General features: G+C 64.0%; 28 protein-coding genes and 1 pseudogene. 21 read left to right on the forward strand and 8 right to left on the reverse strand.

Translation table 11 applies throughout. The annotated features are described in order from the left end of the window. Positions 1 to 59: 59 nt before the first annotated feature. Both trfA and AXYL_RS32340 read right to left on the reverse strand, forming a co-directional pair. Positions 60 to 1,283, reverse strand: coding sequence for a plasmid replication initiator TrfA (gene trfA, locus AXYL_RS32335; protein ID WP_011013257.1), 1,224 nt, complete (start codon positions 1,281 to 1,283; stop codon positions 60 to 62). Between the two features lie 48 nt (positions 1,284 to 1,331). After that, a complete protein-coding gene (locus AXYL_RS32340) occupies positions 1,332 to 1,670 on the reverse strand; it encodes a single-stranded DNA-binding protein (RefSeq protein ID WP_011013259.1) in 339 nt (112 codons plus the stop codon). Between the two features lie 109 nt (positions 1,671 to 1,779). Between AXYL_RS32340 and AXYL_RS32345 the strand changes: the two genes are divergently transcribed. From AXYL_RS32345 to AXYL_RS32445, 21 genes and pseudogenes are all read left to right on the forward strand, one after another. After that, a complete protein-coding gene (locus tag AXYL_RS32345; RefSeq protein ID WP_011013260.1) occupies positions 1,780 to 2,139 on the forward strand; it encodes a transcriptional regulator in 360 nt (119 codons plus the stop codon). Positions 2,140 to 2,453: 314 nt separating this feature from the next. Beyond that, the gene (trbB, locus tag AXYL_RS32350; RefSeq protein WP_011013261.1) at positions 2,454 to 3,419 is read left to right on the forward strand and encodes a P-type conjugative transfer ATPase TrbB; all 966 of its coding nucleotides are present in this window, start codon (positions 2,454 to 2,456) and stop codon (positions 3,417 to 3,419) included. A 29-nt stretch (positions 3,420 to 3,448) separates the two neighbouring features. Next, the gene (gene trbC / locus AXYL_RS32355; RefSeq protein WP_011013262.1) at positions 3,449 to 3,913 is read left to right on the forward strand and encodes a conjugal transfer system pilin TrbC; all 465 of its coding nucleotides are present in this window, start codon (positions 3,449 to 3,451) and stop codon (positions 3,911 to 3,913) included. A gap of 3 nt (positions 3,914 to 3,916) precedes the next feature. Then, the gene (locus tag AXYL_RS32360) at positions 3,917 to 4,228 is read left to right on the forward strand and encodes a conjugal transfer protein TrbD (RefSeq protein WP_011013263.1); all 312 of its coding nucleotides are present in this window, start codon (positions 3,917 to 3,919) and stop codon (positions 4,226 to 4,228) included. Then, positions 4,225 to 6,783 (forward strand): VirB4 family type IV secretion/conjugal transfer ATPase, encoded by a 2,559-nt coding sequence (locus AXYL_RS32365; RefSeq protein ID WP_011013264.1) that lies wholly within the window; start codon positions 4,225 to 4,227, stop codon positions 6,781 to 6,783. Before AXYL_RS32360 ends, AXYL_RS32365 begins: the two co-directional genes overlap by 4 nt. Then, positions 6,780 to 7,568, forward strand: a complete 789-nt coding sequence (locus AXYL_RS32370) for a conjugal transfer protein TrbF (RefSeq protein WP_011013265.1) — start codon at positions 6,780 to 6,782, stop codon at positions 7,566 to 7,568. The genes AXYL_RS32365 and AXYL_RS32370 overlap by 4 nt, the downstream gene beginning before the upstream one ends. Before the next feature lie 17 nt (positions 7,569 to 7,585). Continuing rightward, a complete protein-coding gene (gene trbG, locus AXYL_RS32375; protein WP_014386236.1) occupies positions 7,586 to 8,479 on the forward strand; it encodes a P-type conjugative transfer protein TrbG in 894 nt (297 codons plus the stop codon). 2 nt (positions 8,480 to 8,481) lie between these two features. After that, positions 8,482 to 8,943 carry a lipoprotein gene (locus AXYL_RS32380; RefSeq protein ID WP_011013267.1) on the forward strand — a complete coding sequence of 154 codons (462 nt, stop codon included), beginning with the start codon at positions 8,482 to 8,484 and terminating at the stop codon, positions 8,941 to 8,943. Between the two features lie 3 nt (positions 8,944 to 8,946). Then, positions 8,947 to 10,326, forward strand: coding sequence for a TrbI/VirB10 family protein (locus AXYL_RS32385; RefSeq protein WP_012478192.1), 1,380 nt, complete (start codon positions 8,947 to 8,949; stop codon positions 10,324 to 10,326). A gap of 16 nt (positions 10,327 to 10,342) precedes the next feature. Continuing rightward, positions 10,343 to 11,116 (forward strand): P-type conjugative transfer protein TrbJ, encoded by a 774-nt coding sequence (gene trbJ / locus AXYL_RS32390; protein WP_011255135.1) that lies wholly within the window; start codon positions 10,343 to 10,345, stop codon positions 11,114 to 11,116. A 9-nt stretch (positions 11,117 to 11,125) separates the two neighbouring features. Next, positions 11,126 to 11,347, forward strand: coding sequence for an entry exclusion lipoprotein TrbK (gene trbK, locus AXYL_RS32395; protein ID WP_011255136.1), 222 nt, complete (start codon positions 11,126 to 11,128; stop codon positions 11,345 to 11,347). An 11-nt stretch (positions 11,348 to 11,358) separates the two neighbouring features. Then, on the forward strand, positions 11,359 to 13,077 hold the full coding sequence (gene trbL / locus AXYL_RS32400; RefSeq protein WP_012478193.1) for a P-type conjugative transfer protein TrbL: 1,719 nt from the start codon (positions 11,359 to 11,361) through the stop codon (positions 13,075 to 13,077). An 18-nt stretch (positions 13,078 to 13,095) separates the two neighbouring features. After that, positions 13,096 to 13,674, forward strand: a complete 579-nt coding sequence (locus AXYL_RS32405; RefSeq protein ID WP_011255138.1) for a TrbM/KikA/MpfK family conjugal transfer protein — start codon at positions 13,096 to 13,098, stop codon at positions 13,672 to 13,674. A gap of 1 nt (position 13,675) precedes the next feature. Further along, complete coding sequence (locus AXYL_RS32410) at positions 13,676 to 14,311, forward strand: transglycosylase SLT domain-containing protein (protein ID WP_011255139.1); 636 nt, start codon at positions 13,676 to 13,678, stop codon at positions 14,309 to 14,311. Between the two features lie 29 nt (positions 14,312 to 14,340). Then, positions 14,341 to 14,610, forward strand: a complete 270-nt coding sequence (locus AXYL_RS32415; RefSeq protein ID WP_011255140.1) for a hypothetical protein — start codon at positions 14,341 to 14,343, stop codon at positions 14,608 to 14,610. Beyond that, positions 14,607 to 15,305 (forward strand): TraX family protein, encoded by a 699-nt coding sequence (locus tag AXYL_RS32420; protein ID WP_012478194.1) that lies wholly within the window; start codon positions 14,607 to 14,609, stop codon positions 15,303 to 15,305. Before AXYL_RS32415 ends, AXYL_RS32420 begins: the two co-directional genes overlap by 4 nt. Positions 15,306 to 15,320: 15 nt before the next feature. Next, positions 15,321 to 15,764, forward strand: coding sequence for an OmpA family protein (locus AXYL_RS32425; protein WP_011255142.1), 444 nt, complete (start codon positions 15,321 to 15,323; stop codon positions 15,762 to 15,764). Positions 15,765 to 15,866: 102 nt separating this feature from the next. Further along, the gene (locus AXYL_RS32430) at positions 15,867 to 16,283 is read left to right on the forward strand and encodes a major outer membrane lipoprotein (RefSeq protein ID WP_013397084.1); all 417 of its coding nucleotides are present in this window, start codon (positions 15,867 to 15,869) and stop codon (positions 16,281 to 16,283) included. 99 nt (positions 16,284 to 16,382) lie between these two features. Continuing rightward, a complete protein-coding gene (istA, locus tag AXYL_RS32435; protein ID WP_011255179.1) occupies positions 16,383 to 17,939 on the forward strand; it encodes an IS21-like element IS1600 family transposase in 1,557 nt (518 codons plus the stop codon). After that, positions 17,929 to 18,723 carry an IS21-like element IS1600 family helper ATPase IstB gene (gene istB, locus AXYL_RS32440; protein WP_011255145.1) on the forward strand — a complete coding sequence of 265 codons (795 nt, stop codon included), beginning with the start codon at positions 17,929 to 17,931 and terminating at the stop codon, positions 18,721 to 18,723. The genes istA and istB overlap by 11 nt, the downstream gene beginning before the upstream one ends. Before the next feature lie 75 nt (positions 18,724 to 18,798). Further along, positions 18,799 to 18,993 (forward strand): annotated as a pseudogene (locus AXYL_RS32445) (ABC transporter ATP-binding protein); the annotation flags it as partial. Here AXYL_RS32445 and AXYL_RS32450 read toward each other — a convergent pair. The 6 genes from AXYL_RS32450 to AXYL_RS32475 all read right to left on the reverse strand — a co-directional run bounded on the left by AXYL_RS32450 (position 18,990) and on the right by AXYL_RS32475 (position 24,772). After that, complete coding sequence (locus AXYL_RS32450) at positions 18,990 to 20,009, reverse strand: AraC family transcriptional regulator (RefSeq protein WP_011255147.1); 1,020 nt, start codon at positions 20,007 to 20,009, stop codon at positions 18,990 to 18,992. The pseudogene AXYL_RS32445 and the gene AXYL_RS32450 sit on opposite strands and share 4 nt — an antisense overlap. Before the next feature lie 93 nt (positions 20,010 to 20,102). Next, positions 20,103 to 21,161 carry a maleylacetate reductase gene (locus tag AXYL_RS32455; protein ID WP_011255148.1) on the reverse strand — a complete coding sequence of 353 codons (1,059 nt, stop codon included), beginning with the start codon at positions 21,159 to 21,161 and terminating at the stop codon, positions 20,103 to 20,105. Continuing rightward, positions 21,158 to 21,874, reverse strand: coding sequence for a dienelactone hydrolase family protein (locus AXYL_RS32460; RefSeq protein WP_011255149.1), 717 nt, complete (start codon positions 21,872 to 21,874; stop codon positions 21,158 to 21,160). Before AXYL_RS32460 ends, AXYL_RS32455 begins: the two co-directional genes overlap by 4 nt. 21 nt (positions 21,875 to 21,895) lie before the next feature. Then, on the reverse strand, positions 21,896 to 22,906 hold the full coding sequence (locus tag AXYL_RS32465) for a tripartite tricarboxylate transporter substrate binding protein (RefSeq protein ID WP_011255150.1): 1,011 nt from the start codon (positions 22,904 to 22,906) through the stop codon (positions 21,896 to 21,898). Between the two features lies 1 nt (position 22,907). After that, the gene (locus tag AXYL_RS32470) at positions 22,908 to 24,020 is read right to left on the reverse strand and encodes a muconate cycloisomerase family protein (protein ID WP_011255151.1); all 1,113 of its coding nucleotides are present in this window, start codon (positions 24,018 to 24,020) and stop codon (positions 22,908 to 22,910) included. Then, a complete protein-coding gene (locus tag AXYL_RS32475; protein WP_011255152.1) occupies positions 24,017 to 24,772 on the reverse strand; it encodes a chlorocatechol 1,2-dioxygenase in 756 nt (251 codons plus the stop codon). The genes AXYL_RS32470 and AXYL_RS32475 overlap by 4 nt, the downstream gene beginning before the upstream one ends. Positions 24,773 to 24,900 lie beyond the last annotated feature (128 nt).

Genomic DNA, 24,900 nt, shown 5'->3' on the forward strand with positions numbered 1-24,900 from the left:
TCTGACTAAATAACCGCAGGGCTTATGAGTCAAAACTGGCTTTATCCCGGCTTGCCCTCTCATCGCTTGCAATGCACCAGGTCGTCATTGATCCAGGCGCTGTCCACCAGGCCGTTTTCGCGCAGCTCGTCGCATGCCTCGCTGACCTGCTCGCGCCACTTCTTCACGCGGGTGGAATCCGAACCGCACATGAGCCGGAACGTCTCCAGCTTGAGCGGGTACGGCTCCTTGTGCGTGGCAAAGTAGTCGAACATCCGCCGCGCGGTGGGCGACAGCTTGCGGTACTTCTCCCACACGAATTTCGTGTAGTGGTCGCCGGCGAACAGCACCACCATTTCGGTGTCGATCTCGACCTGGCAGCGCGACGTGCGCTTGCCGCGATCCAGGATGCGGAAGCGCCGGATCAGCGACACGGATTCCAGGCGGCCCAGCCGCTGGGAAGAGAACTGCATCGCGGACGCTTGCAGCCGCGAAAGGCAGTCCTCGGCCTGCTTGTAGTAGCGGCCATTGATCGACCAGCCCAAGTCCTGGCAAATCTCGTAGAACGTGAACGTGACCGGCTCGCCCAGCGGCGTGCGCTTCGCGTATTCGAGCACCTGGGCAAACACCAGCTCGTCGCTGTCGGCGCGTAGCTCGATGCCGGTAAAGGTGATCTCCACGTCCTTGCTGATGTGGTAGATCGCCTCGCGCTGCAAGGCGGCGCGGGGCACCTTCTTGTTCCTGGTCGTGAAGATCGCCGACCGGCCGAAGTCGTTGGGCATGGCCCGCATGTGGTCGGGCCACGGCGCGAGGTCGAACAAGGAAAGCTGCATGTCCTTGATCTGCTGCTTCGTGTGCTTGAGCAAGGCGGCCTGCTTGGCCTGGCTGACCTGCTCGGCCAGCTCGCCGGTGGCACTGGCCGGCTTCTCGGTCGTTTTCTTGGTCGCCATCTGTTGCGTTCTCCGTTCGGCGGTCACGCCGCTGACTTTCTCGGCCAAGGTGTTGACCACGGTTCGCGGCTCGGGCGGAAGGCCCATAGTCCGCGCCAGCTCGGCCGACTCGGCCGCCATCCGCTCGGAGCGCGCCACGGCCGCGCTGGGCGGCGGTGGCGGTGGCTCCGGCGCTGCCGGCCCGTCCGGCAGCTCGAAGAGGGAACCGGCGGGGCGGAAAGCCCCGCCGGCGGTGCCGGCCTGCGCGTTGCGCTCGGCCGCGTAGCGGCGGGCAAGCGCCGTCGCGTCGGCCTCACTCAACCCGCCGTCGATGAGCTTGCGGCGGTAGCCCTGCTCGTCGAAACTGTCCGGCATATCTTCGTCCTCCTAGCATAACGCCCGGCCTGTGGCCGGGCGCGTTTCTCATTTGCCGCCTGGTTCCTTGGTATCCAGGTACTCGATCACGTCGGCGATGAAGTCAAAGCCGTACTCGGTCTGGCCGTCCTTCTCGAACTTCGTCGGCTCGATGCGGCCCTGGACGAACACCTTGGAGCCTTTGCCAAGGTACTTGCCCGCGTTCTCTGCCAGGCCGGCAAACGACTTGATGCGGAAGAAGTCGGTTTGCTCTTTCTTCTCGCCGGCGCGGTCGCGCCACACGCGGTTCACGGCCAGGTCGAATACGGCGCGGGCGCTGTTTTCGCTATGGCGAACATCAGTATCACGGGTAAGATTGCCGATAAACTGGAATTGGTTATGGCTCATGCGTAGCTCTCCAGGCTGTGATGAAGCCTAGAGTTTAGCTAAACCTAATTCCGAGGTCAAGAACTTTAGCGGCTAAAATTTCGAGCCGCCCATGCGCAAGGCGACGCCTTTGTATAACTACATCTTCTTCACGAACGTGCTGCGGCTGCTTGATGAGCGCCACATGACGAAAAAGGAGCTATCGGACAGGTCGGGGGTTTCGATCTCCTTCCTGTCCGATCTCACTACGGGCAAGGCCAATCCGTCCCTCAAGGTCATGCAGGACATTGCCAAGGCCCTTGATGCGCCGTTGCCCCTTCTGCTTGAATCAACCGACTTGGACAAGGACACGCTCGATGCCCTGGCCGGCGGCAAGGCTCCGCAGAGCCTTCCTGCCGGTTTCGAGCGAGTGGCGGCGGTGCTACCGTCGCATCAGGCATTCATCGTCAAGAAGTGGGGCGAGGCCGCCCGCAAGAAGCTCCGGGGGTAGGACGCCAAGAAAGAAAGCAGGGAAGGGACGCGGCAAGGAACTGAGCCAGCAGAAGCCAGCACTTTTTAGCCGCTAAAGCCCGCCGGGGTGGCTCAACCCCCGGAACACCCACAACGCAAGCCATAGGTTCGGTGCGAGGCGCACGGAGCATGCGCCGCGTTGTTTCTATTGCGATCAGCTCGGGACACGATTGAAAACACTCAATCCGTCATTCCGTTTGCTTGCTCGTCAAAAGACTTCGGTATATCGTATGAACCTGTGTAGAATGCGTGCGGTCAGGGCAGCACGCAAATCACATACATGGGATACACGGAATGACCGAACAGAAGCTGGAACACAACACGATCAAGGAACGGGCGAAGAAGAAGCTCGAACGCGACATGGGGCCGGAGCTGTTGGCAGCTCTGAACGATCCCAAGACCGTTGAAATCATGCTCAACGCGGACGGCAAAGTCTGGCAGGAGAAGCTGGGCGAGCCGATGAAGTGCATCGGCACCCTTCGCTTCGCGCAGGCCCAAGCCATGATCGAAACCATTGCCGGCTACCACGGCAAGGAAGTCACGCGGCAGCGGCCGATCCTGGAAGGCGAGTTCCCGCTAGACGGTAGCCGCTTTGCCGGCCAGCTCCCCCCGGTCGTGCCCGCACCGACCTTTGCGATCCGCAAGAAGGCGGTCGCCATCTTCACCCTGGCGCAGTACGTCGAGCGCGGAATCATGACCGCGCAGCAGCGCGATTCCTTGATTGCCGCCGTGCGTGCCCACCGGAACATCCTGGTGATCGGCGGCACCGGCTCGGGCAAGACCACGCTGGTGAACGCGATCATCAACGAGATGGTGCTTCAAGACCCGACCGAACGGGTTTTCATCATCGAGGACACCGGCGAAATCCAGTGCGCCGCCGAGAACTACGTCCAGTACCACACCAGCATCGACGTGACCATGACGGCGCTGCTCAAGACCACGCTGCGCATGCGGCCCGACCGCATCCTGGTCGGCGAAGTGCGCGGCCCCGAAGCACTTGATCTGTTGATGGCCTGGAACACCGGGCACGAAGGAGGAGCCGCAACCCTGCACGCAAACAACGCCAAAGCGGGCCTTGATCGGCTCGCCATGCTCATCAGCATGCACCCCGATTCACCCAAACCCATTGAACCGCTGATAGGCGAGGCGGTTCACGTGGTCGTTCATATCGCCCGCACCCCTGACGGCTCGCGGCGCATCCAGGAAATCCTTGAGGTTTCCGGCTACGCCAACGGCCAGTACGCAACCAAAACCCTGTAACCCTGTAACCCTGTAAGGAGCTTAGACCCATGCAATCGACCCTTCCCGCGTTCCGCTTCGACAGCCGCGCCGTGTTCTACCTGGGCATGTTCGCCCTCTTGGCGTTCTTCCTGCTGGCCCCCCAGCACGCTTTCGCCTCCGAAGGCACCGGCGGTTCCCTGCCGTATGAAGGCTGGTTGACCAACCTGCGCAACAGCGTCACCGGCCCGGTGGCCTTCGCGCTGTCGATCATCGGCATCGTTGTCGCCGGCGGCATCTTGATCTTCGGCGGCGAACTCAACGGCTTCTTCCGCACGTTGATCTTCATCGTCCTGGTCATGGCCCTGCTGGTCGGCGCGCAGAACATGATGAGCACCTTCTTCGGCCGTGGCGCGGAAATCGCCGCCCTGACCGATGGCGTGCTGCACCAGGCCAAGGTCGCGGCGCTGGACATGGCCGGCTTCCCTGGTGAAGCCATCGCACGCTGGGCCGAACGCGGCCACATCGCGGGGTAAGTCATGGCACTGCGCGCGATCCCCATCCGTAGGGCCGGCAACCGAGAAAACCTGTTCATGGGTGGCGACCGCGAGCTGGTGATGTTCTCGGGCCTGCTGGCCGGGGCGCTGATTTTCAGCGCCCAAGAAGTGAGGGCAACGGTGTTCGGCATCGCCTTGTGGTTCGGCGCGTTATTCGTGCTGCGCCTCATGGCGAAGTCCGACCCGAAGCTGCGACACGTGTACCTGCGGCACCGCCGGTACAAGCCGTACTACCCGGCTCGCAGCACGCCCTTCCGTGAAAACACGCCGAGTCAAGGGAAGCAATACAAATGATCGAAGCAATCGCAATTGGCATTGCTGTACTCGGTGCGGTTCTGTTGCTCATCCTCTTTGCCCGTATCCGTCAGGTCGATGCCGAGCTGAAGCTCAAGAAGCATCGGTCGAAGGACGCGGGCCTGGCCGACTTGCTCAACTATGCCGCCGTGGTCGATGACGGCGTGATCGTGGGCAAGAACGGCTCCTTTATGGCCGCCTGGCTGTACCAAGGGGATGACAACGCCAGCAGCACCGAAGAGCAGCGGGAAATGGTGTCCTTCCGCATCAACCAGGCCCTGGCGGGCCTGGGCAGCGGCTGGATGGTTCATGTCGATGCCGTGCGCCGGCCGGCACCCAACTACTCCGAGCGCGGCGTCTCCACCTTCACCGATCCGGTGTCGGCCGCCATTGATGAAGAGCGCCGGCGGCTCTTCGAGGGCCTGGGCACGATGTACGAAGGGCACTTCGTATTCGCCGTGACCTGGTTTCCGCCAGTGCTGGCCCAGCGCAAGTTCGTTGAGCTGATGTTTGACGATGACGCGGTGACGCCCGACCACACGGCCCGCACCGTGGGCCTCATCGAGCAGTTCAAGCGCGAAATCCGCAGCCTGGAATCGCGCATGTCCTCGGCCGTCAAGCTCACGCGCTTGAAGGGCCACAAGATCGCCACGGAAGAGGGCAGGGAAGTCACGCATGACGACTTCCTGAGCTGGTTGCAGTTCTGCGTGACCGGCAACTATCACCCGGTGCAGCTCCCCAGCAACCCGATGTACTTGGACGCCGTGATCGGCGGGCAAGAGCTGTGGGGCGGCGTCGTTCCGAAGATCGGCCGCAAGTTCATCCAGGTGGTGTCCCTCGAAGGCTTCCCCTTGGAGTCAACGCCTGGCCTGCTGTCGGCCCTGGCCGAGCTGCCGAGTGAATACCGCTGGTCGAGCCGCTTCATCTTCATGGATCAGCACGAGTCCTTGAAGCACCTGGACAAGTTCCGCAAGAAGTGGAAGCAGAAGATTCGCGGCTTCTTCGACCAGGTTTTCAACACCAACACCGGCAGCGTCAACCAGGACGCGGCAACGATGGTGGCCGATGCCGAGGCGGCCATCGCCGAGGTCAATAGCGGCCTGGTGGCCGCCGGCTACTTCACGTCCGTGGTCGTGTTGATGGATGAGGATCGGGAGCGCCTGGCGGCCGCCGCGCTGTCGGTCGAGAAGGCCATCAACCGGCTGGCCTTCGCGGCGCGCATCGAGACGATCAACACGATGGACGCCTACCTGGGCAGCTTGCCCGGCCACGGCGTCGAGAACGTGCGCCGGCCGCTCATCAACACGATGAACCTGGCCGACCTGCTGCCGACAAGCTCCATCTGGACGGGCAGCGCCACCGCGCCGTGCCCGATGTACCCGCCGCTGGCCCCGGCGCTCATGCACTGCGTCACGGTCGGCGCTACGCCCTTCCGGCTGAACCTGCACGTGCGCGACCTGGGCCACACCTTCATGTTCGGCCCGACCGGCGCGGGCAAATCGACGCACCTGGGCATCATCGCCGCGCAGCTCCGGCGCTATGCCGGCATGTCGATCTACGCCTTCGACAAGGGCATGTCGATGTACCCGCTCGCGGCCGCAATCAATGCCGGCTCGAAGGGCAAGACTGGCCTGCACTTCACGGTGGCCGCCGACGATGACCGCCTGGCCTTCTGCCCGCTCCAGTTCCTCGAAACGAAGGCGGATCGGGCTTGGGCGATGGAGTGGATCGACACGATCCTTGCGCTCAACGGCGTGGACACCACGCCAGGGCAGCGCAACGAGATCGGCCACGCGATCATGAGCATGCACGCCAGCGGCGCGCGCACGCTCTCCGAGTTCTCGGTGACGATCCAGGACGAAGCGATCCGCGAGGCCATCAAGCAATACACGGTGGACGGCTCGATGGGCCACCTGCTCGATGCCGAAGAGGATGGCCTGTCGCTCTCCGACTTCACGGTGTTCGAGATCGAAGAGCTGATGAACCTCGGCGAGAAGTTCGCGCTGCCGGTGCTGCTGTACCTGTTCCGCCGCATCGAGCGCGGCCTTAAAGGCCAGCCGGCCGTCATCATCCTGGACGAAGCCTGGTTGATGCTGGGCCACCCGGCGTTCCGCGCCAAGATTCGGGAATGGCTCAAGGTCTTGCGCAAGGCGAACTGCCTGGTGCTCATGGCTACGCAAAGCCTTTCCGACGCGGCCAACTCGGGCATCTTGGATGTGATCGTGGAATCGACCGCGACCAAGATTTTCCTGCCGAACGTCTATGCCCGCGACGAGGACACGGCGGCGCTCTATCGCCGCATGGGCCTCAACAAGCGGCAAATCGAAATCCTCGCCACGGCGGTTCCGAAGCGGCAGTACTACTACGTCTCCGAGAACGGCCGCCGCCTCTATGACCTCGCCCTGGGGCCGCTGGCCCTGGCCTTCGTCGGCGCGTCCGACAAGGAATCGGTCGCCGCCATCAAGAGCCTGCAAGCGAAGTTCGGCCATGAGTGGGTCGATCACTGGCTGGCCGGCCGCAATCTGAATCTCAATGACTACCTGGAGGCCGCATGAGCTTTGCCGACACCCTCAAGGGCTTGATCTTCAAGAAGCCCGCCACGGCCGCAGGACGCGACAAGCGCGACCCTCGGCAGACCGATGAACCGCTGGAAGGCGGCCGACGCCAGGGCGAGGCCGAGAACCCCTATCTGGCCGCTCGTCGCACCTGGAACGATCACGTGGGCGGCGTCGTGTCGTCTCGCCAGACCTGGCAAGTGATCGGCATCTTGTCGCTGTTGATCGCGCTCGCCGGCGTCGGCGGCGTGATCCACATCGGCAGCCAGTCGAAGTTCATCCCCTACGTGGTGGAAGTGGACAAGCTCGGCCAGACAGTGGCCGCCGGCCCGGTGCAAGCGGCCTCGAAGGCCGATGCCCGCGTCATCCATGCGACGGTCGCCGAGTTCATCACCGACGCCCGCACGGTCACGCCGGACGTGGCCTTGCAGCGCCGCTCTGTGTTCCGCGTGTACGCCAAGTTGTCGCCCAACGATCCGGCAACGCCAAAGATGAATGAGTGGTTGAACGGCACCCCGGATGCCAGCCCGTTCCGTCGCGCTGAAAAGGAAATGGTGAACGTCGAGATCAAGACGGCCATCCCGCAGACGCCGGACACCTGGCAAGTCGAGTGGGAAGAAACCGCCCGCGACCGTCAAGGCACACCGAAGGGCAAGCCCGCGATCTGGCGTGCGCTGGTCACTGTGTACGTCGCGGAAGTCACGCCGCAAACCACGGATGAGCAACTTCGGAACAACCCCCTAAGCGTGTACGTGCGGGACTACTCCTGGTCGCGCGTTCAATGAACCCAAGGACATTCACCATGAAGAAAATCTTTTCCGTTGTCGCCTTGGGCGCTGCGCTGCTGTCGCCCACCCTGGCCCTGGCCGCCGATGACCTGGCCGACAAGTATTTCACCGGCAAGAACCCGACGCTGACGCCTCAAGAGCGCGCGGCCATCGACATTGCGAAGCGATGGAACGCGGGCGCTGCCACCGGCATGAAGCCCGTCGCCGGCTCCAATGGCGCGATCAAGTTCCTGTTCGGCGCGCAGCAGCCCAGCATCGTGTGCGCGGTGCTCCAGGTGTGCGACGTGGCCTTGCAGCCAGGCGAGCAAGTCAACTCGATCAACCTGGGCGACACGGCCCGGTGGACGGTCGAGCCGGCCATCACCGGCAGCGGCCCCAACGAAGTGCAGCACCTCATCATCAAGCCGATGGATGTTGGCCTGGAAACCAGCCTCATCGTGACGACGAACCGCCGCGCCTATCACCTGCGCCTGCGCTCGCATCGCACCGAGTACATGCCGCAAGTCTCGTTCACCTACCCCGAGGACGCGCTTGCGAAGTGGGACGCGATCCAGCGCCGCGAAACGCAAGAACGCACCGACCGCACCATCCCGCAGACCGGCGAGTACCTGGGCGATCTCAAGTTCGACTATGACCTGTCCGGCTCGGCGAGCTGGAAGCCGGTGCGTGTGTTCAACGATGGCCGCAAGACCATCATCGAAATGCCCGGAACGATGGAGCAAACCGAAGCGCCGACGCTCCTGGTCGTGCGCCGCGAGGGCGGCATCTTCCGCGACGAGGAAACCGTGATGGTGAACTATCGCGTGCAGGGCAATCGCTACATCGTGGACACGGTGTTTGACCGCGCGATCCTGATTGCCGGTGTTGGTGGAAGCCAAGACCGCGTGACTATCTCCCGGAGGAAGTGACCATGCGCAAGATCATCTTTGCTGCGCTGTTCGTCCTCGCCCTGGGCGGCTGCGCGACCACCGGCCAATACGGCAACTTCGTCCCGCCGACCGCAACGGTCGATCAGCAGCAGCTCGCCCGCGAAGCGGTGCAGCAGCTCGCTGTGCTGTACCCGCCGGCCAAGACGCGCCTGGAGCTGCAACAGGCCACGCCTGATGCCTTCGGCCAGGCCCTGGTGCTGACGTTGCGCGAGCGCGGCTATGCCCTACTGGAGTTCAACCCGGCCAGCGCGAAGGCGCAGGCCACGGCGGCCAGTGAGCCGGCATCGCCGGCGGCCCTGCCGCTGCGGTACGTGCTCGACCAGGCCGGCGACTCGAACCTGTACCGCCTGACTCTGTTGGTCGGCCATCAATCCATCACCCGCCCGTACCTGGTGCAAGACGGCAGCTTTGCGCCGGCTGGGTATTGGGTGCGCAAGGAGTGACCTATGAGTGACCAAGCCGATCAAATGGCACCGGACGCCTCGCCGGGCGCGGTATCGAAGAAGTCCGGCGTGCGGCGTGTCAACAACATGCCGATGTACATCCTTGCGGCCGCGCTGGGTGCCTTCCTGCTGGTGATGATGCTGGTCGCGGCGGATCGCGCTGCGAAGCAGAACGCACCGGCGCAAGGCGCGGCCGAGAAGGCGGGTAACACGTCGATGTTCGCCAAGGAGATCGTCGGCGACAGGGATGGCGGCACGGTAGAAGCGGCCTCGCCGCTCAAGCCGCCGGAGCTGGCGACCGGGCCAGAGGCTGCGCCGGTGCTTGTCGCGCGCCCCGACCTGGACGCGCCGCCGCCACCGCCCAGCGGCAACCTGGGCCAGCCGGTGCATGACGATGAAGCCGACCGCATCCGCATGGCGAAGCTGCAAATGTTCCAGGAAGCGGTCAAGGCCAAGACGGGCGTTCGTGTCGATGCGCCGCGCAGCAGCGGGTCATCGGGCGCGCAGCCGGGCACGCCGCAGACGCGCGACGAAATGCTGTCCCGCCTGGCGGCTGTGCGGCAGCAAATCGGTGCGCAAGCATCGGGCGATCCGACCGCCGCCTATCAGGCCCGGCTCGCGCAGCTTCGCGCCTCGGGCGTCGGCGGCCAGCAGGCCGGCGGCGGCGTGGGTGGTGGTGCGCCGCAGCTCTTGCAAACCGCCGGTGGCGGCCAGGGCAAGAACTACGCGCAGTTCGCGGGAAGCGGCCAGGGCGACCGTTGGCGGCTGGACTCCCAGCCCGAAGCGCCGCGCTCGCCCTTCGAGCTGCGCGCCGGCTTCGTGGTGCCGGCCACGCTCATTTCGGGCATCAACTCCGACTTGCCGGGCCAGATCATGGCCCAGGTCGCGCAGAACGTGTACGACACGCCGACCGGCAAGCATCTGCTGATTCCGCAAGGCTCGCGCCTGGTCGGGTCGTATTCGAGCGATGTTGCCTACGGTCAGTCGCGCGTGCTTGTGGCTTGGCAGCGCATCGTGTTCCCCGATGGCAAGGCGATGGACATTGGCACGATGCCGGGCGCGGATAGCGCCGGGTACGCGGGCTTCAATGACCAGGTGAATAACCACTACCTGCGCGTGTTCGGCTCGGCCTTCCTCATGTCGGGCGTCATCGCCGCCGTGAGCATGAGCCAGGACAACAGCGGTTCCACCGGCAATCAGCAGCGCGCCAGCGATGCTTTGAGCGAAGCACTTGGGCAAGTGCTGGGCAACACCATCGCCCAACTCGTTTCCAAGAATCTGAACATTGCCCCGACCTTGGAAATCCGCCCCGGCTATCGGTTCAACGTCATCGTGACCAAGGACATGACGTTCTCGAAGCCGTACCAATCGTTTGACTACTAACGCCAGGAGAAAGCAAATGAAGCAGAAGTTTTTAGCCGCTAAAGTCGCTCTCGCCGTCACTCTGATGGCCGGGTCGATCACCACCATGTCGCCCGCGCAGGCCGGCATTCCCGTCATCGACGGCGGGAACCTGGTGCAGAACGTCATGACGGCCATCGAGTCGGTGGCGCAGACGCTCAAGCAAATTGAGCAGTACCAAACCCAGCTCCAGCAGTACGAAAACATGATCCAGAACACGGTCGCGCCGGCGGCCTATATCTGGGATCAGGCGCAGTCCACGATCAACGGGCTGATGAATGCGGTCGATACGCTGAACTACTACAAGACCCAGCTCGGCAGCATCGACTCGTACCTGGGCAAGTTCCAGGACGTGGCCTACTACCGCAGCTCGCCGTGCTTCAACGGCACCGGCGGCTGCACGCCCGCCGAACAGGCCGCAATGGCCGAGAACCGCCGCCTGGCGAGCGAGAGCCAGAAGAAGGCCAACGATGCCTTGTTCAAGGGCCTGGATCGCCAGCAGGACGCCTTGAAGTCCGACGCGCGCCAGCTCGAACGGCTCCAGTCGGCCGCGCAGGGCGCGAACGGGCAAATGCAGGCCATCGGCTTCGCCAACCAGCTCGCGGCCCAGCAGGCAAACCAGCTTCTGCAAATCCGGGGCCTCATGGTCGCGCAGCAGAACGCCATCGCCACGCGGATGCAGGTCGAAGCCGACCGTGAAGCGCAGCAGCAAGCCGCCGGCGAGGCGCTGCGCAAGGGCGAGTACAGGGCCAGTCCGGCCCGTAATTGGTAAGGGGGATACATGCGCCTATCCAAACCCTCGATCCTGGCAGCGGCCGCCCTTGTGGCGGCCCTGCTGGCCGGCTGCGAGAAAAAGCCCGAGCCGGTGACGCTGCCCGAAGTGAATGCCGAGAACTGCAAACCCGAGAACATCGCCAAGCTCGATAAGAGCGTGCAAGAGGCGTTTTCATCGCAGTGCCTGCGGGCCGGCTCGTTCAAACCTAGCGAACCTAAGTCCTGGTGAGGTACTGACGAATGAGAATGCCAGCCAGCTTGAAACTCGCCCTGCCGCTGCTCGTTTGGCTGGCGTTCTTTTCTACGGACGCTTCCGCCCAAATGAACAGCTCGGGCCTCTTCGATGACGTTCTGAACCGCTACAACGCCGCCGCCAGCGGCTGGGCCGGTGTCATCACCAACGCCGCATCCTGGTTGTTCTGGCTGCTGGTGACGATCTCGATGGTCTGGACGTTCGGCATGATGGCCTTGCGCAAGGCCGACATTGGGGAGTTCTTCGCGGAGCTTGTCCGCTTCACCATCTTCACCGGCTTCTTCTGGTGGTTGCTGACGAACGGCCCTAACTTCGCCTCGACCATCTATGCGTCGCTACGCCAAATTGCCGGCAACGCGACGGGCTTGGGTCAAGCCTTGTCGCCTTCCGGCATTGTCGATATTGGCTTTGCCATCTTCTACAAGGTGATGGATCAGTCCTCGGTGTGGTCGCCGGTGGACAGCATGGCCGGCATCCTCATGGCCGTTGCCATCTTGATCGTGCTCGCGCTCATCGGCGTGAACATGCTTCTTCTCCTGGCGTCTGGTTGGGTGCTCGCCTATGGCGGCGTGTTCTTCCTCGGCTTCGGTGGGTCGCGGTGGACTTCCGACATGGCGATCAACTACTACAAGACCGTGCTGGGTGTGGCCGCGCAGCTCATGGCAATGGTGCTGCTGGTCGGCATCGGCAAGACCTTTCTGGATGACTACTACGCGCGCATGAGCGAGGGGATCAACCTCAAGGAAATGGGCGTGATGCTCATCGTCTGCGTGATCCTGCTGGCACTCGTCAACAAGATTCCGGCGCTCATCGCCGGCGTCATCACCGGCGCGAGCGTGGGCGGTGCCGGCATCGGCAACTTCGGCGCAGGCGCGGCCCTCGGTGCCGCTGGCATGGCGGCCGCAGCAGCGGCAACCGGCGGCGCTGCTCTGGCGGCCGGCGCGGCCTCGGCCGCCGGCGGTGCTTCTGCGGTCATGGCCGCGTTCTCGAAGGCCAATGAAAACGTCTCGTCCGGGTCGGATGTCATGTCCATGCTGGGCGGTGGTGGTGGCGGCGACTCTGGCGGTGGTGGTGGCGGTGAAGCCGGCACCAGCACGCCCCTGGGCCAAGCCGCCGGCTTCGGTGGCGGCGGTGGCGACTCTGGCGGCGGCGGCAGCAGCGGCGGCGAGTCGAAGGGCGGCGACAAAGGCGGCGACAAGGCCGGCGGCGATAAGGCCGGCTCCAGCTCGAAGGGTGGCGAAGGCGGCGGCCAGAAGGCCAGCGGCGGCGGTGACGCCGGCGGCGCGAAGGCCGGCCAGGGTGGCGGCCAGGGCCAGGGAGCGGGGCAGGGCGGCCAGCAGGACGCACCTGGTAGTACCGGCCCCGGCATGCTGGCCTCGGCCGCTTCCGCGCTTGGCAAGGCCGGCCGCGTCACGGCCGACGCCGGCGCGAACTTGGCGAAGGGTGTAGGTGCGGTGGCGGCCGCGAAGGCCGCCAGCATGCGCGACTCGGCGATGGAACGCATCGCCGACACCACCGGCGGAAAGATCGCGGCCGCGATCAAGGCGCAGGGCGGCAGCTCGGCCGACACGAGCATCGACGTGCCCGATCAACAACCCTCGCCGACCTTCGGCGACAACAGCCTGGCCGGAGCTGACAGCTCTGCCGATCCCGAGTCCGAAGTAGCCGCGTTCCGTGACGGCGGCCGCAACGACAAATCTGCGTAACCCAAAGGAGTGTTCATCATGAAGAAGAAGTTGCTTTCCATCGTGGCCGCTGTGGCGGCCCTCTGCTCGGTCGGCACGGCCAGCGCGCAAGACGTGCTGACCGGCGACACCCGCCTGGCTTGCGAGGCGATCCTGTGCCTCGCAAGCGGCACCCGCCCGAGCGAATGCGCGCCGTCGCTTCGCAAGTATTTCAGCATCACGGCGCGGAAAATGTCCGACACGATCAAGAAGCGCAAGAACTTCCTCGATCTGTGCCCGGTGTCGAACCAGACGCCGGAAATGTCCGCGCTGGTGTCGGCCATGTCGCGCGGCGCTGGCCGTTGCGATGCGCAGGCCCTGAATCAAACGCTGGTGTTCTGGCAGGGCTACGAGGACGGGACGACGTACATCAGCAACCAGATGCCCGACTACTGCGCGGCCTACACCAACCACGCTTACACCGATTTCAGCAGCACCAAGCCGCGCTATGTCGGCACGCCAGAAAGGGGCGGGTATTGGGTCGAAGCGGCCGACTATGACCGGGCGCTGGCCGAGTACAACGAACGCATCCGGCGCGAGGACGAAGAGCGCCGCCGCGCTTCCTGGGGGGGTTACTGACATGCCCTTTGCTGCCGACCTTCCGCCGCAGCTCCAGGAGCGCGTCGTGTGCGCCGTTTCGGCGGCCGTGAAGTACGAAGTGCCGGCCAACATCGTGTTGGCCGTCGCGGAGAAGGAAGGCGGCAAGCCGGGCCAGTGGGTGCGCAACTCGAACGGCACTCATGACGTGGGGCCGATGCAGTTCAACACGGCTTACCTGCGCGACCTGGCCCGCTACGGCATCACGGCGGACGATGTAGCGGCCGCTGGCTGCTACTCGTTCGACCTCGCCGCCTGGCGCTTGCGGATGCACATTCGCAACGACAAGGGCGATCTCTGGACGAAGGCCGCGAATTACCACTCACGCACGCCGCAGTACAACGCGGTGTATCGCGCCGACCTGATGCGCAAGGCCGCCAAGTGGGCGGATTGGCTCGAAGCTCGGTTCGTCACGCTGGACGTGACGAAGGCGGGGGCCACGCCCTCGATGCCGACCGGGCCAGCGCCGGCGGTGCAAGCCGCCCAGCAGGCCACGGCAGCGGCCCCAGCGGCCGCGCCGGCGGCCAGGCCGGCAGCAGCTCCATCCATCAACGTCGCGGGCGGCTACGTGCCGCGCTCGATCTCCTTCAACAACAGAAGCGAAGGCTCGCCGGAGTAGGGCGGGCCTTCCGATTTAGCGGCTAAAACATGGACAAATTCCACGCCTTCATGATGCGCTACACGCTCGGTTTCGGCCGGGTGCTGACCGCCTATTGCAACTGGGCCGAATCGCAGGCCAAGGGGCAATTCGATCTGCTCTTGCTGGGCCTCGGCCCGATCTTCGCGCTGGGTCTGCTGCTGTGGGCGCTGCCGGCATGGATCGGCAAGCCCATTGCCTTCGTGCTGTCGCTTCCTGCGCTGTACATCATCTTCCTGGTGCTGCGCGCCTATGCCTCACGCGGGGGCAAGCGCGGATGAAGCCCTTGCACGTGCCGGATGGGACGGTCGAAGCGTTGAAGTGGCTCGCGCTGGCCCTGATGACCGGCGATCACGTCAACAAGTACCTGTTCAATGGCACGCTGCCGTTTCTCTTCGAGGCCGGCCGCCTGGCGCTGCCGATCTTCGTTTTCGTGCTGGCCTACAACCTGGCTCGACCTGGTGCATTCGAGCGCGGCGCGTACACGCGCACGATGAAGCGCCTCGCGGTGTTCGGCGCTGTGGCCTCGGTGCCCTTCGTCGCCCTGGGTGGCCTGTCCGCCGGGTGGTGGCCCCTCAATGTCTTGTTCACGCTCCTGGTCGTGACGGCGTGCGCCTACCTGGTGGAAAAGGGCGGCCCGCTGCACCTGGTCGGCGCCGGCCTGGTGTTCCTGGTCGGTGGCGGCCTGGTCGAATACTGGTGGCCGGCCGTGGCCTTCGGCCTGGCGGTGTGGTCGTACCGCAAGCGGCCCACCTGGGCCGCCGCGGCCGTCGCGCTGCTCGCCTGCGCGGCGCTGTGGTTCATCAATCGCAACCTGTGGGCGCTGGCCTCGCTGCCGCTGCTCCTGGTCGCTTCCCGCGTCGATCTGCCCATGCCGCGCCTGCGCTGGGCGTTCTACGCCTATTACCCGCTGCACCTGGCCGCTCTGTGGTTGATCCGCATCCCCATGAGCAAGGCCGGCTACCTGTTCTTCTGATTTGGAGTCCGCACCATGCGCAAAGCCCTTTTTCTGACCCTCTCCTTGGCGTCCCTTGCCTTCGCGCCTGGCGCGATGGCCGCCGGCGCTGCCGGCATGGCGGCCGTGAGCTATGGCGAGCCGGTCTTGACCGCTGTTTCGGTGTCCTTCTCCGACAGCAGCACCACGTTCCGGCCGGACGCTTCCACGGCCGAGCTGCTGGCCGAGGCGAAGGGGGCCACGATCATCTACGTCAGCGGTCGCACCAGCACGCTACGCCCCAGCGCGGCCGATGAGGCCCTGGCCTTGCGCCGGGCCTTGTCGGCCCGCCAGTACCTGATTGCGCGCGGCGTGTCGCCGCTCAAGATCATGGTGAACTTCGCTTCGGCATCCGACTTCGTGGCCGACAACTCGACGCCAGAAGGGCGGCACCAGAACCAGCGCGTGGACATTGAAGTCATCTACGTGCCTACGTACTAAAAGCCGCTCGCTTCGGTCTAGCGGCTGCGTCACCTGCCTAGTGGTGAGCAGTCGGGGGCATCCCGACACCCAATTTCCTAACCAACCCTCAAGGTCGTGTCTATGCAATCAACCAAGAAGTGTCTAGCCCTCGTTATTCCATTGCTCGCCCTCGCGGGCTGCGCTGCGTTGGATCAAGTCGCCAAGGATGTGCAGAAGGCCACCGCCCCGGTGATGCTCACGGAATCCCTGCCGCAAATCTGCCAGGCCGCGAAAGACAACCAGGTGCGAGCAAACGGCCTCTATGCCAACAAGGGCCTTGCGGTCAGCGGTGAAGTGCGCTCCGTCACCGAAGGCTTCCAGCCTCGCTATCGGGTGTTCCTGCGCTCCGGCCAGGTTTCGGTGCATGCCGGTACAGACAACAAGCTCAACGTCACCCAGCTTTCAACCGGGAAAACCGCTCGGGTGTCGGGTGTCGTGTCGGACGTGAGCTACGACTACAACGGGTGTTCGATCTCGCTGAAAGACGCGACGTGTTGATTTCCATCCAGAACTGATCCACTTAACCCGGTAATTTCCGTCTAAAACTGATCCACGTAACAACCCTAACCTGCTGATTTTTTCGGCAGGAGCATAGGAGTGATTGACGTGGCAACATTAAGTGTCATCAGACGCTGGGCCCTGCGCGAGCAGTTGTCCATCCGAGAGATCGCCCGGCGCACCGGCCTGTCTCGCAACACCATCAAGAAGTACCTGCGCGCGGGTGTGGCGGAGCCGCACTACCCTCGGCGCATCAGTCCGAGCCAGCTCGATCCCTACGCCGAGAAGCTCTCAGGCTGGCTCAAGAGCGAAGCGGGCAAGTCGCGCAAGCAGCGGCGCACCGTGAAGCAACTCCACGCCGACCTGTCCGCCCTGGGCTACCCAGGCTCATACGGCCGGGTAGCCGCCTTCGCCCGAGTCTGGCAGCAGCAACGTCAGGAAGCGCAGCAGACCACCGGCCGAGGCACCTTCGTGCCGCTGGCCTTCGGTCCTGGCGAAGCGTTCCAATTCGACTGGAGCGAAGACTGGGCCGTCATCGGCGGCGAGCGCACCAAGCTGCAGGTAGCCCACTTCAAGCTCAGCCACAGTCGCGCCTTCACCGTGCGGGCTTATCCGCTGCAAACCCACGAGATGCTGTTCGATGCGCACAACCATGCCTTCGCGGTGTTGGGTGGCATTCCCCGGCGCGGTATCTACGACAACATGCGCACCGCCGTGGACAAGGTGCGCCGGGGCAAGGAGCGCGACGTCAACGCCCGTTTCAGCGCCATGGTCAGCCACTACCTGTTCGAGGCCGAGTTCTGCAATCCGGCCTCGGGCTGGGAGAAAGGGCAGGTGGAGAAGAACGTGCGTGATGCGCGTCACCGGCTGTGGCAACCCGTGCCGGCGTTTCCAACCCTGGCCGAACTCAACGAGTGGCTGGAGAACCGCTGCAAGACCTTGTGGCGCGAGATCGTCCACGGCAAGCTGCCAGGCACGGTGGCCGATGTCTGGGAGCAGGAGCGGCCCACCCTGATGCCGATGCCGCGCCCCTTCGACGGCTTCGTCGAACACACCAAGCGGGTCTCGCCCACCTGCCTGGTGCACTTCGAGCGCAACCGCTACAGCGTGCCGGCCTCCTACGCCAACCGGCCGGTGAGTCTGCGGGTCTACGCCGAGCGGCTGGTGGTCGCCGCCGAAGGTCAGATCTTGTGCGAGCACACGCGCCTCATCGACCGGCGCCACGACGTCGGTGGTCGGACCGTCTACGACTGGCGTCACTACCTGGCGGTGCTGCAGCGCAAGCCCGGTGCCTTGCGCAACGGTGCTCCGTTCGCCGAACTGCCGCCAGCCTTCAAACGGCTGCAGGCCATGTTGCTGCGCCAATCGGGTGGCGACCGGGAGATGGTGGAGATCCTGGCCCTGGTTCTGCACCACGATGAACAGGCCGTGCTGGCCGCCGTGGAGCTGGCCTTGGAAGCTGGCGTGCCGACCAAGACCCATGTGCTGAACGTGCTGCATCGTTTGCTGGAAGGGGAGCCGGCGCCTGCGGCGCCGGTGACGGCACCACAGGCCCTGCGCTTGGTCAACGAACCTCAAGCCAACGTGCTGCGCTACGACCAGTTGCGCCGCCCCGCGGCTGCCCGCACAGCCCAGGAGGTGCGTCATGCGTCATGACCCTGCCAGCGGCGCCATCGTGATCATGCTGCGAGAGCTCAAGATGTATGGCATGGCCCAGGCCGTGGCCGAGCTGACCGCACAAGGGGCACCGGCGTTCGAGGCGGCACAACCCATCCTGGCCCAACTGCTCAAGGCGGAAACCGCCGAGCGCGAGGTGCGCTCCGTGGCCTACCAATTGAAGGTGGCCCGTTTCCCTGTGTACCGGGACTTGGCCGGTTTCGACTTCGCCCACAGCGAAGTCAATGAGGCGCTGGCGCGGCAGTTGCACCGTTGCGAGTTTCTGGAGGAGGCCAACAATGTGGTGTTGGTCGGGGGCCCGGGCACTGGTAAGACCCACCTGGCCACGGCGCTCGGTGTGCAGGCCATCGAGCATCATCACCGGCGAGTCCGGTTCTTCTCCACGGTCGAACTGGTCAATGCGCTGGAGGTCGAGAAGGCGCAGGGCAAGTCGGGACAGATCGCCACCCGGCTCATGTACGCCGATCTGGTGATCCTCGACGAACTGGGTTATCTGCCATTCAGCGCGTCCGGTGGGGCCTTGCTGTTCCACCTGCTGTCCAAGCTTTACGAACGCACCAGCGTCGTGATCACGACCAACCTGAGCTTCAGCGAATGGGCGTCGGTGTTCGGTGATGCGAAGATGACGACGGCGCTGTTGGACCGGCTTACGCACCACTGCCATATCCTGGAAACTGGCAACGACAGCTTCCGATTCAAGAACAGCTCGGCGCTGCCGGCACAATCCAAGAAGGAGAAAACCAAGAACTTATCCACACCGTGAGCCTTCCAGGCTTGCAAAAAGGGTGGATCAAGATTCGATGGAAATGCCGGCTCAGGGTTGCATGGAAATTAACACCAGGAGATCTGGCACTGCCTGGAACTGCTCAGGAAGGCGGGCCAGACGATCCTCATCGTGGACAAGTACGTCGAGCGGCTCCTGAAGCTTGCCGACCGCCACCTCATCGTGGAGCGCGGCAAGGTGGTCTGGGAAGGAAGCTCGTCGGCCCTGGACCGCGATCGGGCGCTGTGGACCCGCTACCTGGGCGTTTAGTGCATCTGCGAACTGGTCAAGCTGGGCAACTCGCCAAACCGCTCCTTGTAGTAGGCGGAAAAGCGGCCCAGGTGGCCGAACCCGTAGTCGAAAGCAGCCTGAGTGACGCTGACGCTCTGGTTGAGGAGCAGCGCGCTGCGAGCCGCGTCGAGGCGAATGTTGCGAAGAACCTGCATCGGCGTCTCGCGTCGATATTCCCGGCAAATGATGTTGAGGGTGCGAACACTCACGCCCGCTGCCCGCGCGAGATCGATGACGCCCACCGGAGCACAGAGGTGCCTGCGGATGTAACGCTCCATCGCCTCCAGGCGCTCCAGGGCGCTCGAGGTTCCACCGGTGCAGGACGAAGAGCGAATAAGGACTGGCGGCGAGGCAGTGGCGACTCCGTCACGCGGCCGTTGTTGCGACGGCCTCTGGCTCAGCAGGAAGAACGCGATGTTCTTCTCGAAATGGTCAACCCATCCTTCATCGAGCCGCAACTCATTTGGCGCGGTACCGATGTTGAGCAGCGATTGCATGAACAAGTGCCATTGCCTGGCGGCTGCCGGCGTCAATCTCATGGTTGACGGCAAGTCCAGGCACGCGCCCGCCTCGGCCACAATGGAACGCAGCAAGGTGTCGGGCACCTTCAGAATCAGCTGCTGTGCACCGCGCTGCCACAACATCCGAAAATTCTTGCGCGGCGCGAGATACGCGACTTCGCCGGGCGAAACCGTGATGCGCTGCTCGTCGGAGATGATGTCGATCGCGCCTTTCAACGAGAGATGGACCAGCGCGAACCCTTCGGGAACGCGGGGCCGCACCTCCACTTCGGCGCCATAGTGCAGCATGAACATTTCCAAGGCGTGAACCCCGACCTTGTACATGCCGGTGTCAACGGCGCCCCGCCGCCAGCGCAAATCGTGGTCGGCCAATTCGTGCGCGATCTTCTCGTGCGACTCCATCGGCGATTCGCATCGGAAAATGCAGTTGCGCTGCAGATTCGACAGGTCGAAAGATGAACCTTGTTGGTGCATGGCAGTCTCCATTTGCGCCGCGAGCTACATAGGCGGGGGCGCATTGTTTTCCCAAGCAATCAATATGCCACCGAACGGTGGCCTGCGGCAAGGTCAGGGTTGCGGTGGCTCCCCTAGATAGGCCCTGCGCAGCAGATTCGCGATCGCATGCTTTTCGAGCGGTCGCGGATTGGGGTATTGCGCGGACATCACCAGCTCGCAGGCGCGGTCCAAGTCCGCTTCCTTCATCCCGATCGATTGCAGTGAAACCGGCGCGCCGTTCGACTTCGCGAGATCAAACAGTGCCTGCGCCGGTTCGCGAGTGGCGAGTGCCTCCTGCAGCCATGCATTCGCACGCGGGATGGCCGGCGTGTTGTAGGCGAGCGCGTGCGGCAGCACGACAGTGTGCGTTTCAGCGTGCGGCAGATTGAATGTTCCCCCCAACGTATGGCACAGCTTGTGGTGCAGGGCCATGCTGACATTGCCGAGCACACTTCCGCACAGCCATGCACCGTATTGCGCTTGCGAACGGGCCTCAAGGTCGGTCGGAGCCGAACGGATCGTGGGAATTGATTTGGCCAACGCCGCGATTCCTTGCTGGGCCATGATCGCGAGGATCGGGTTCACCTCCGGCGCGTAAAGGCCCTCAACCGCGTGCGCGATCGCGTTCAAACCGCTTGTCACGCTGATGCCCGTGGGCAGGCCGAATGTCAGCTCCGGGTCGTAGATGACCGTGCGCGCGAGGACGCGCCTATCCCGACCGGTCTTCTTCAATTCGTTTTCGGTGACGCCATAGATGGATGTCATCTCGCTTCCGGCATACGTCGTGGGGATGGCCACGATTGGCAATGACGAGTGGAGCGCGAGCATCTTCGCGAGGCCGATGGTTGAACCTCCGCCAGGGGCCACATAGCTGTCAACGCCGAGTTCTCGCGCGACAGAAGCCGCCTGATCGACGATTTGCGACGGCACGTGCATCGTCGCGCGGTCGAAGAATCCGGCGACGCTGCCGGGAATGAGGGCCGCGACCTGGTTGGCGAGTTCACGCTGCTCCGGGGTGGAGATAACCAGCACGCGCCGTATCCCGAGCAGCTTCAGTTCTTCGCCCAGAGACTGCAGGCGCCCCGCGCCGAACAAGACGCGAGGCGTGAGTGGGTCGTGGATGAAGTTCATTGGCCAATTGTCCCGATGGGCTTCATGCGCTTCAGCATTTCCAGCGTGCGTGCATTCGCCGTCCTCGTGGCCTCCGGTGAGAAGTTCGGGCTGGAAGCCCGCGCGAACGAGTGCCCGGCGTCGTACCAATGCAGCGCAATCGCGGGATTCGCTTCAAAGGCATTCGTGATGAGTTGTCTGGCCTCCGCGGTCACGAAATGGTCGTTCGTGCCCATGTGGAACATTGATGGTGTCTTCACAAGTCGGGCGCGTTCGAGACGCTTCTCGAAGCCGACGCCGTAGTAGCCGACACAGCATTGCGCGAATCCCTCTGCGGCAACTTCGTAGGCCAGCGCTCCGCCCAGGCAATAGCCGATCACCGCGACCCCGCCGTCGCAAAACGGCTGAGAAGCCGCGTAGGCGACTGTGGCCCGCAAATCCGCCACCCCATCTTCCAGCTTGTAGTCGCGGAACATCCCGAGCGCGCGCGCACGTTGTACTTCGTCGTTCGGATCGAACTCGATGCCTGGTCCGTGGCGCCAATACAGATCAGGACAGAGGCCCACAAAACCTTCTGATGCCAACCACGCCAAGACTTCGGTCATGAATGGGTTGACCCCAAAAATCTCCTGCGCAACGATCACCACCGGGCCGCGCCCGCGTGCCGGCAATTGCAGGTGCGCGCCGAAGCGGCCGCCTCCTTTCGCATCGATAGATAAGCCTTCAGTCAGCATGTGCTTGTCTCTCTTTCAACTTCACTGGTTTGCATTGAGGCGGTGTTCGACGATGAGCTTTTGCCACCGCTCCGTCTCGGACTTGAATAGGTCCGCAAGGACTTCCGGTGCGCCGCCGGCAGTCTTGATCCCAAGCTGCTTAAGTGCTTCGACGACGTCCGGCGCAGCAATCGCCTTGTTGATTTCGGCGTTAAGCCGCTCCACGACGGAGCGAGGCGTGCCTTTGGGTGCGAACACCCCGCACCATGTGAGCACTTCAAACCCGGGAAGGCCCGCCGCCTCGGCGATGGTCGGCACTTCGGGCAGTTGCGGATGGCGATCCAGGCTCGTCACCCCGAGTGCGCGAACGCGCTTGGCGAGGATGTTCTGGCGCTGCGATGTCACTGAGTCGATCATCATGTCGACGCGGCCCGCGACCAGGTCCGAAACGGCTGGACTGCTGCCCCGGTAGGGGACATGGAGCAGCTCCACGTTCGCCCTGGCCGCGAGGAGCGCGGAGGCAAGGTGGATAGACGTGCCCAATCCCGCGGAAGCAAAGGACAACTTGCCGGGGTTTTCGCGCGCCGCTTTCAGGAGCTGCGTGATGTCACGAAACCGCGAATCCGCCGGCACGACCAGAACGCTGGGGAGCGTCGCCGCGAGAACCACCGGAACGAAGTCGCGATCGGACTGGTACGGTACGCGAGGATAGAAGAACCGGTCCACCACCAGTCCCGTGGAGTTGATCAGAATGGTGTGTCCGTCAGACGGGGCCTTCGCGACGAGGTCGCTGCCGATGATGCCGCCCGAACCCGCGCGGTTATCCACCACAACCTGCTGCCCGATGCTCTCTGACATCTTTCGCGAAATGATGCGCGCGATCGCATCGACGGCTCCGCCCGGCGGGAAGGGAACCACCCACGTGATGGGACGCGATGGAAAGGCTTCGGGCCGTTGTGCCCTGGTTGAACCCGTCGTCATCGCGAGCGCGATGCCCGCAAGGACGCGCCGGCGGCCGATGTTCGCCAGGTGAGGGGGTTGCGAGACGGGCATCTCAGGCCGCCCGCGTGTAGTGCCGGACCTTGTCGTGGTCGAGGTCCACGCCGAGGCCGCTTCCAACAGGCAGGTGCACTTCGAAGTCCTTGATCTCAAGGTCCTGCTGGGTCAGACGGTCGCTGAGCACCCACGGGCCGATCAACTCGCACCCGTAGGGCAGGGAGGGCAATGTTGCGTAGACGTGCAGCGCCGCGGCCGTGCCGACCGTGGAGTCGAGCATGGTTCCACCATACGAGGAGATGCCCGCAGCTTCGGCAATTGCCGCCACCTTCAGCGTGTTCGCGATGCCGCCCATGTTGCAAAGCTTCAGGGAGAATGCATCCACCGCGCGGTCGCGTGCCAGTTCGAACGCGGACGACAGCGAGCTGAGGCTCTCGTCGGCGAGGATCGCCACGCCGTTTTGCTCCGTGAGGCGCCTGAGCGCACCGAAATTCGCTCTCGGCACGGGTTGCTCGACCAGTTCCACACCCGCTTCTTCGAGTCGCGGAATCCAGATCGATGCGGTCTGCTCATCCCATCCCTGGTTGACGTCGACGCGCACGGACGCTTTGTCGCCCACGGCCTTCACGATGCTGCGGATGTGCTCCAGATCCTGAGCCGGCGTGCGCGCGCCCAGCTTCACCTTGAAGCGGTTGTGTCGCCGTGCTTCGATCATTTCGAGGGCCGAGTCGATGTCCCGCGCGGTATCGCCGCTCGCGAGCGTCCATGCGATCGGGATGCTTTTCCTCATCGTCCCGCCGATGAGGTCCGCTATAGACAGGTTCAGCGCTCGCGCCTTCAGGTCGTGCAGCGCGATGTCGATGGCGGCCTTCGCGGACAGGTTGCCCGTGACAGCGCGGTCCATGAGAGCCCTTGCTTCGCTCAGGTTGGACGCATCTTTCCCGATCAGGAGTGGCGCCAAGTAATTGTCGATGATGACCTTGATGGTCTCCGCCGATTCGGAACCCCATGTCGGCCCACCGACACTTCCGCCTTCGCCGATGCCAACGAGCCCTCCCGCCGTCACTTGGACGATCACATAGCTCTGCTTGTGCACCGTGGTGAACGACATCTGCAACGGGCGACGTGTCGGGACGTCGACGATCGTTGTGCTGATGGCCTCGATCTTCATGCGTGCTCCCGGGGTCGTTCGATGACGAAGTCGATGGCCATCACCTGCGCGCCGCCCTCGGTCTTTGCCGGCATGACCAGGTCCGGTGCGACACCCTTGCAGCAGTCGCTGTCGACCCAGTCGCCGCCTTCGAAGTAGTACTGCGTGGTCAGCGGCACGAACCCGTCCTTGCGCACCTTGAAGTGCACGTGCGCGGGACGCCACGTATGGCTTCCCATCATTTCAAGCAGCACGCCGGTCGGTCCCTTGTTCGGGATCTGGTACGGGGCGGGCATGGTGGTGCGCACGGCGTACTTGCCCTGCGCATCGGCCACGACCTTGCCGCGGTACAAGTCGGTCGGGATCTGGTCATGAAAGCCGCTGTACTTGCCGTCGGGCGTGGAGTGCCACACGTCGATCACGGCTCCCGCGGCTGGCGCGCCATCGTCCGTGCGCACGGCGCCGCGGATCACGAGCGGGTGATGCGAGTCATCCTCGTAGGTCTTCAGGGCGCCGGCGACCACCGGGGCGCCTTCCAGGAAATACGGGCCCTGGATCGCGGGCGTGGATCCGCGCGTGGCCTGGGCTTTGAGGTCGACGATCGTGTGGTTGAAGAACACGTCCAGCAGGAGAGCCATTTCCTTGGCCTCGGCCAGTTTCATCATGTAGCCGACGCCCGCGCGCCACTCTTCTTCCGTCACGCGTTGCTCCGTGAGGGTCTTCTGGATCGCATCCACCAATGCGGACGCAACCTGCTTCACTCGTTCGTTCATCCCGGTCTCCTTTGTCGGTTTGCCCGGTCCGGATTGACGCGGGACGAGTGAATGCTAGGCAGCGCCGGCCATGCCGTCCAATACCAAATTAGTCAGCCATCGTTACGGTTTGCGTAATATAGGCACAT

It is taken from the genome of Achromobacter xylosoxidans A8 (assembly GCF_000165835.1).
Lineage (GTDB): Bacteria > Pseudomonadota > Gammaproteobacteria > Burkholderiales > Burkholderiaceae_B > Achromobacter > Achromobacter xylosoxidans_B.

What these genes read in the sequence shown, in the direction of transcription:
- trbJ (WP_011255135.1), top strand. Translation starts at nt 10,343, where the DNA reads ATGAAGCAGAAGTTTTTAGCCGCTAAAGTCGCTCTCGCCGTCACTCTG.
- AXYL_RS32475 (WP_011255152.1), bottom strand. Translation starts at nt 24,772, where the DNA reads ATGAACGAACGAGTGAAGCAGGTTGCGTCCGCATTGGTGGATGCGATC.
- AXYL_RS32380 (WP_011013267.1), top strand. Translation starts at nt 8,482, where the DNA reads ATGCGCAAGATCATCTTTGCTGCGCTGTTCGTCCTCGCCCTGGGCGGC.
- AXYL_RS32460 (WP_011255149.1), bottom strand. Translation starts at nt 21,874, where the DNA reads ATGCTGACTGAAGGCTTATCTATCGATGCGAAAGGAGGCGGCCGCTTC.
- AXYL_RS32425 (WP_011255142.1), top strand. Translation starts at nt 15,321, where the DNA reads ATGCGCAAAGCCCTTTTTCTGACCCTCTCCTTGGCGTCCCTTGCCTTC.
- AXYL_RS32410 (WP_011255139.1), top strand. Translation starts at nt 13,676, where the DNA reads ATGCCCTTTGCTGCCGACCTTCCGCCGCAGCTCCAGGAGCGCGTCGTG.
- AXYL_RS32405 (WP_011255138.1), top strand. Translation starts at nt 13,096, where the DNA reads ATGAAGAAGAAGTTGCTTTCCATCGTGGCCGCTGTGGCGGCCCTCTGC.
- AXYL_RS32450 (WP_011255147.1), bottom strand. Translation starts at nt 20,009, where the DNA reads ATGCACCAACAAGGTTCATCTTTCGACCTGTCGAATCTGCAGCGCAAC.
- trbB (WP_011013261.1), top strand. Translation starts at nt 2,454, where the DNA reads ATGACCGAACAGAAGCTGGAACACAACACGATCAAGGAACGGGCGAAG.
- AXYL_RS32360 (WP_011013263.1), top strand. Translation starts at nt 3,917, where the DNA reads ATGGCACTGCGCGCGATCCCCATCCGTAGGGCCGGCAACCGAGAAAAC.
- AXYL_RS32415 (WP_011255140.1), top strand. Translation starts at nt 14,341, where the DNA reads ATGGACAAATTCCACGCCTTCATGATGCGCTACACGCTCGGTTTCGGC.
- AXYL_RS32420 (WP_012478194.1), top strand. Translation starts at nt 14,607, where the DNA reads ATGAAGCCCTTGCACGTGCCGGATGGGACGGTCGAAGCGTTGAAGTGG.
- AXYL_RS32365 (WP_011013264.1), top strand. Translation starts at nt 4,225, where the DNA reads ATGATCGAAGCAATCGCAATTGGCATTGCTGTACTCGGTGCGGTTCTG.
- trbK (WP_011255136.1), top strand. Translation starts at nt 11,126, where the DNA reads ATGCGCCTATCCAAACCCTCGATCCTGGCAGCGGCCGCCCTTGTGGCG.
- trbL (WP_012478193.1), top strand. Translation starts at nt 11,359, where the DNA reads ATGAGAATGCCAGCCAGCTTGAAACTCGCCCTGCCGCTGCTCGTTTGG.
- trbC (WP_011013262.1), top strand. Translation starts at nt 3,449, where the DNA reads ATGCAATCGACCCTTCCCGCGTTCCGCTTCGACAGCCGCGCCGTGTTC.
- AXYL_RS32370 (WP_011013265.1), top strand. Translation starts at nt 6,780, where the DNA reads ATGAGCTTTGCCGACACCCTCAAGGGCTTGATCTTCAAGAAGCCCGCC.
- AXYL_RS32455 (WP_011255148.1), bottom strand. Translation starts at nt 21,161, where the DNA reads ATGAACTTCATCCACGACCCACTCACGCCTCGCGTCTTGTTCGGCGCG.
- AXYL_RS32470 (WP_011255151.1), bottom strand. Translation starts at nt 24,020, where the DNA reads ATGAAGATCGAGGCCATCAGCACAACGATCGTCGACGTCCCGACACGT.
- trfA (WP_011013257.1), bottom strand. Translation starts at nt 1,283, where the DNA reads ATGCCGGACAGTTTCGACGAGCAGGGCTACCGCCGCAAGCTCATCGAC.
- AXYL_RS32430 (WP_013397084.1), top strand. Translation starts at nt 15,867, where the DNA reads ATGCAATCAACCAAGAAGTGTCTAGCCCTCGTTATTCCATTGCTCGCC.
- AXYL_RS32385 (WP_012478192.1), top strand. Translation starts at nt 8,947, where the DNA reads ATGAGTGACCAAGCCGATCAAATGGCACCGGACGCCTCGCCGGGCGCG.
- trbG (WP_014386236.1), top strand. Translation starts at nt 7,586, where the DNA reads ATGAAGAAAATCTTTTCCGTTGTCGCCTTGGGCGCTGCGCTGCTGTCG.
- istB (WP_011255145.1), top strand. Translation starts at nt 17,929, where the DNA reads ATGCGTCATGACCCTGCCAGCGGCGCCATCGTGATCATGCTGCGAGAG.
- AXYL_RS32340 (WP_011013259.1), bottom strand. Translation starts at nt 1,670, where the DNA reads ATGAGCCATAACCAATTCCAGTTTATCGGCAATCTTACCCGTGATACT.
- AXYL_RS32465 (WP_011255150.1), bottom strand. Translation starts at nt 22,906, where the DNA reads ATGCCCGTCTCGCAACCCCCTCACCTGGCGAACATCGGCCGCCGGCGC.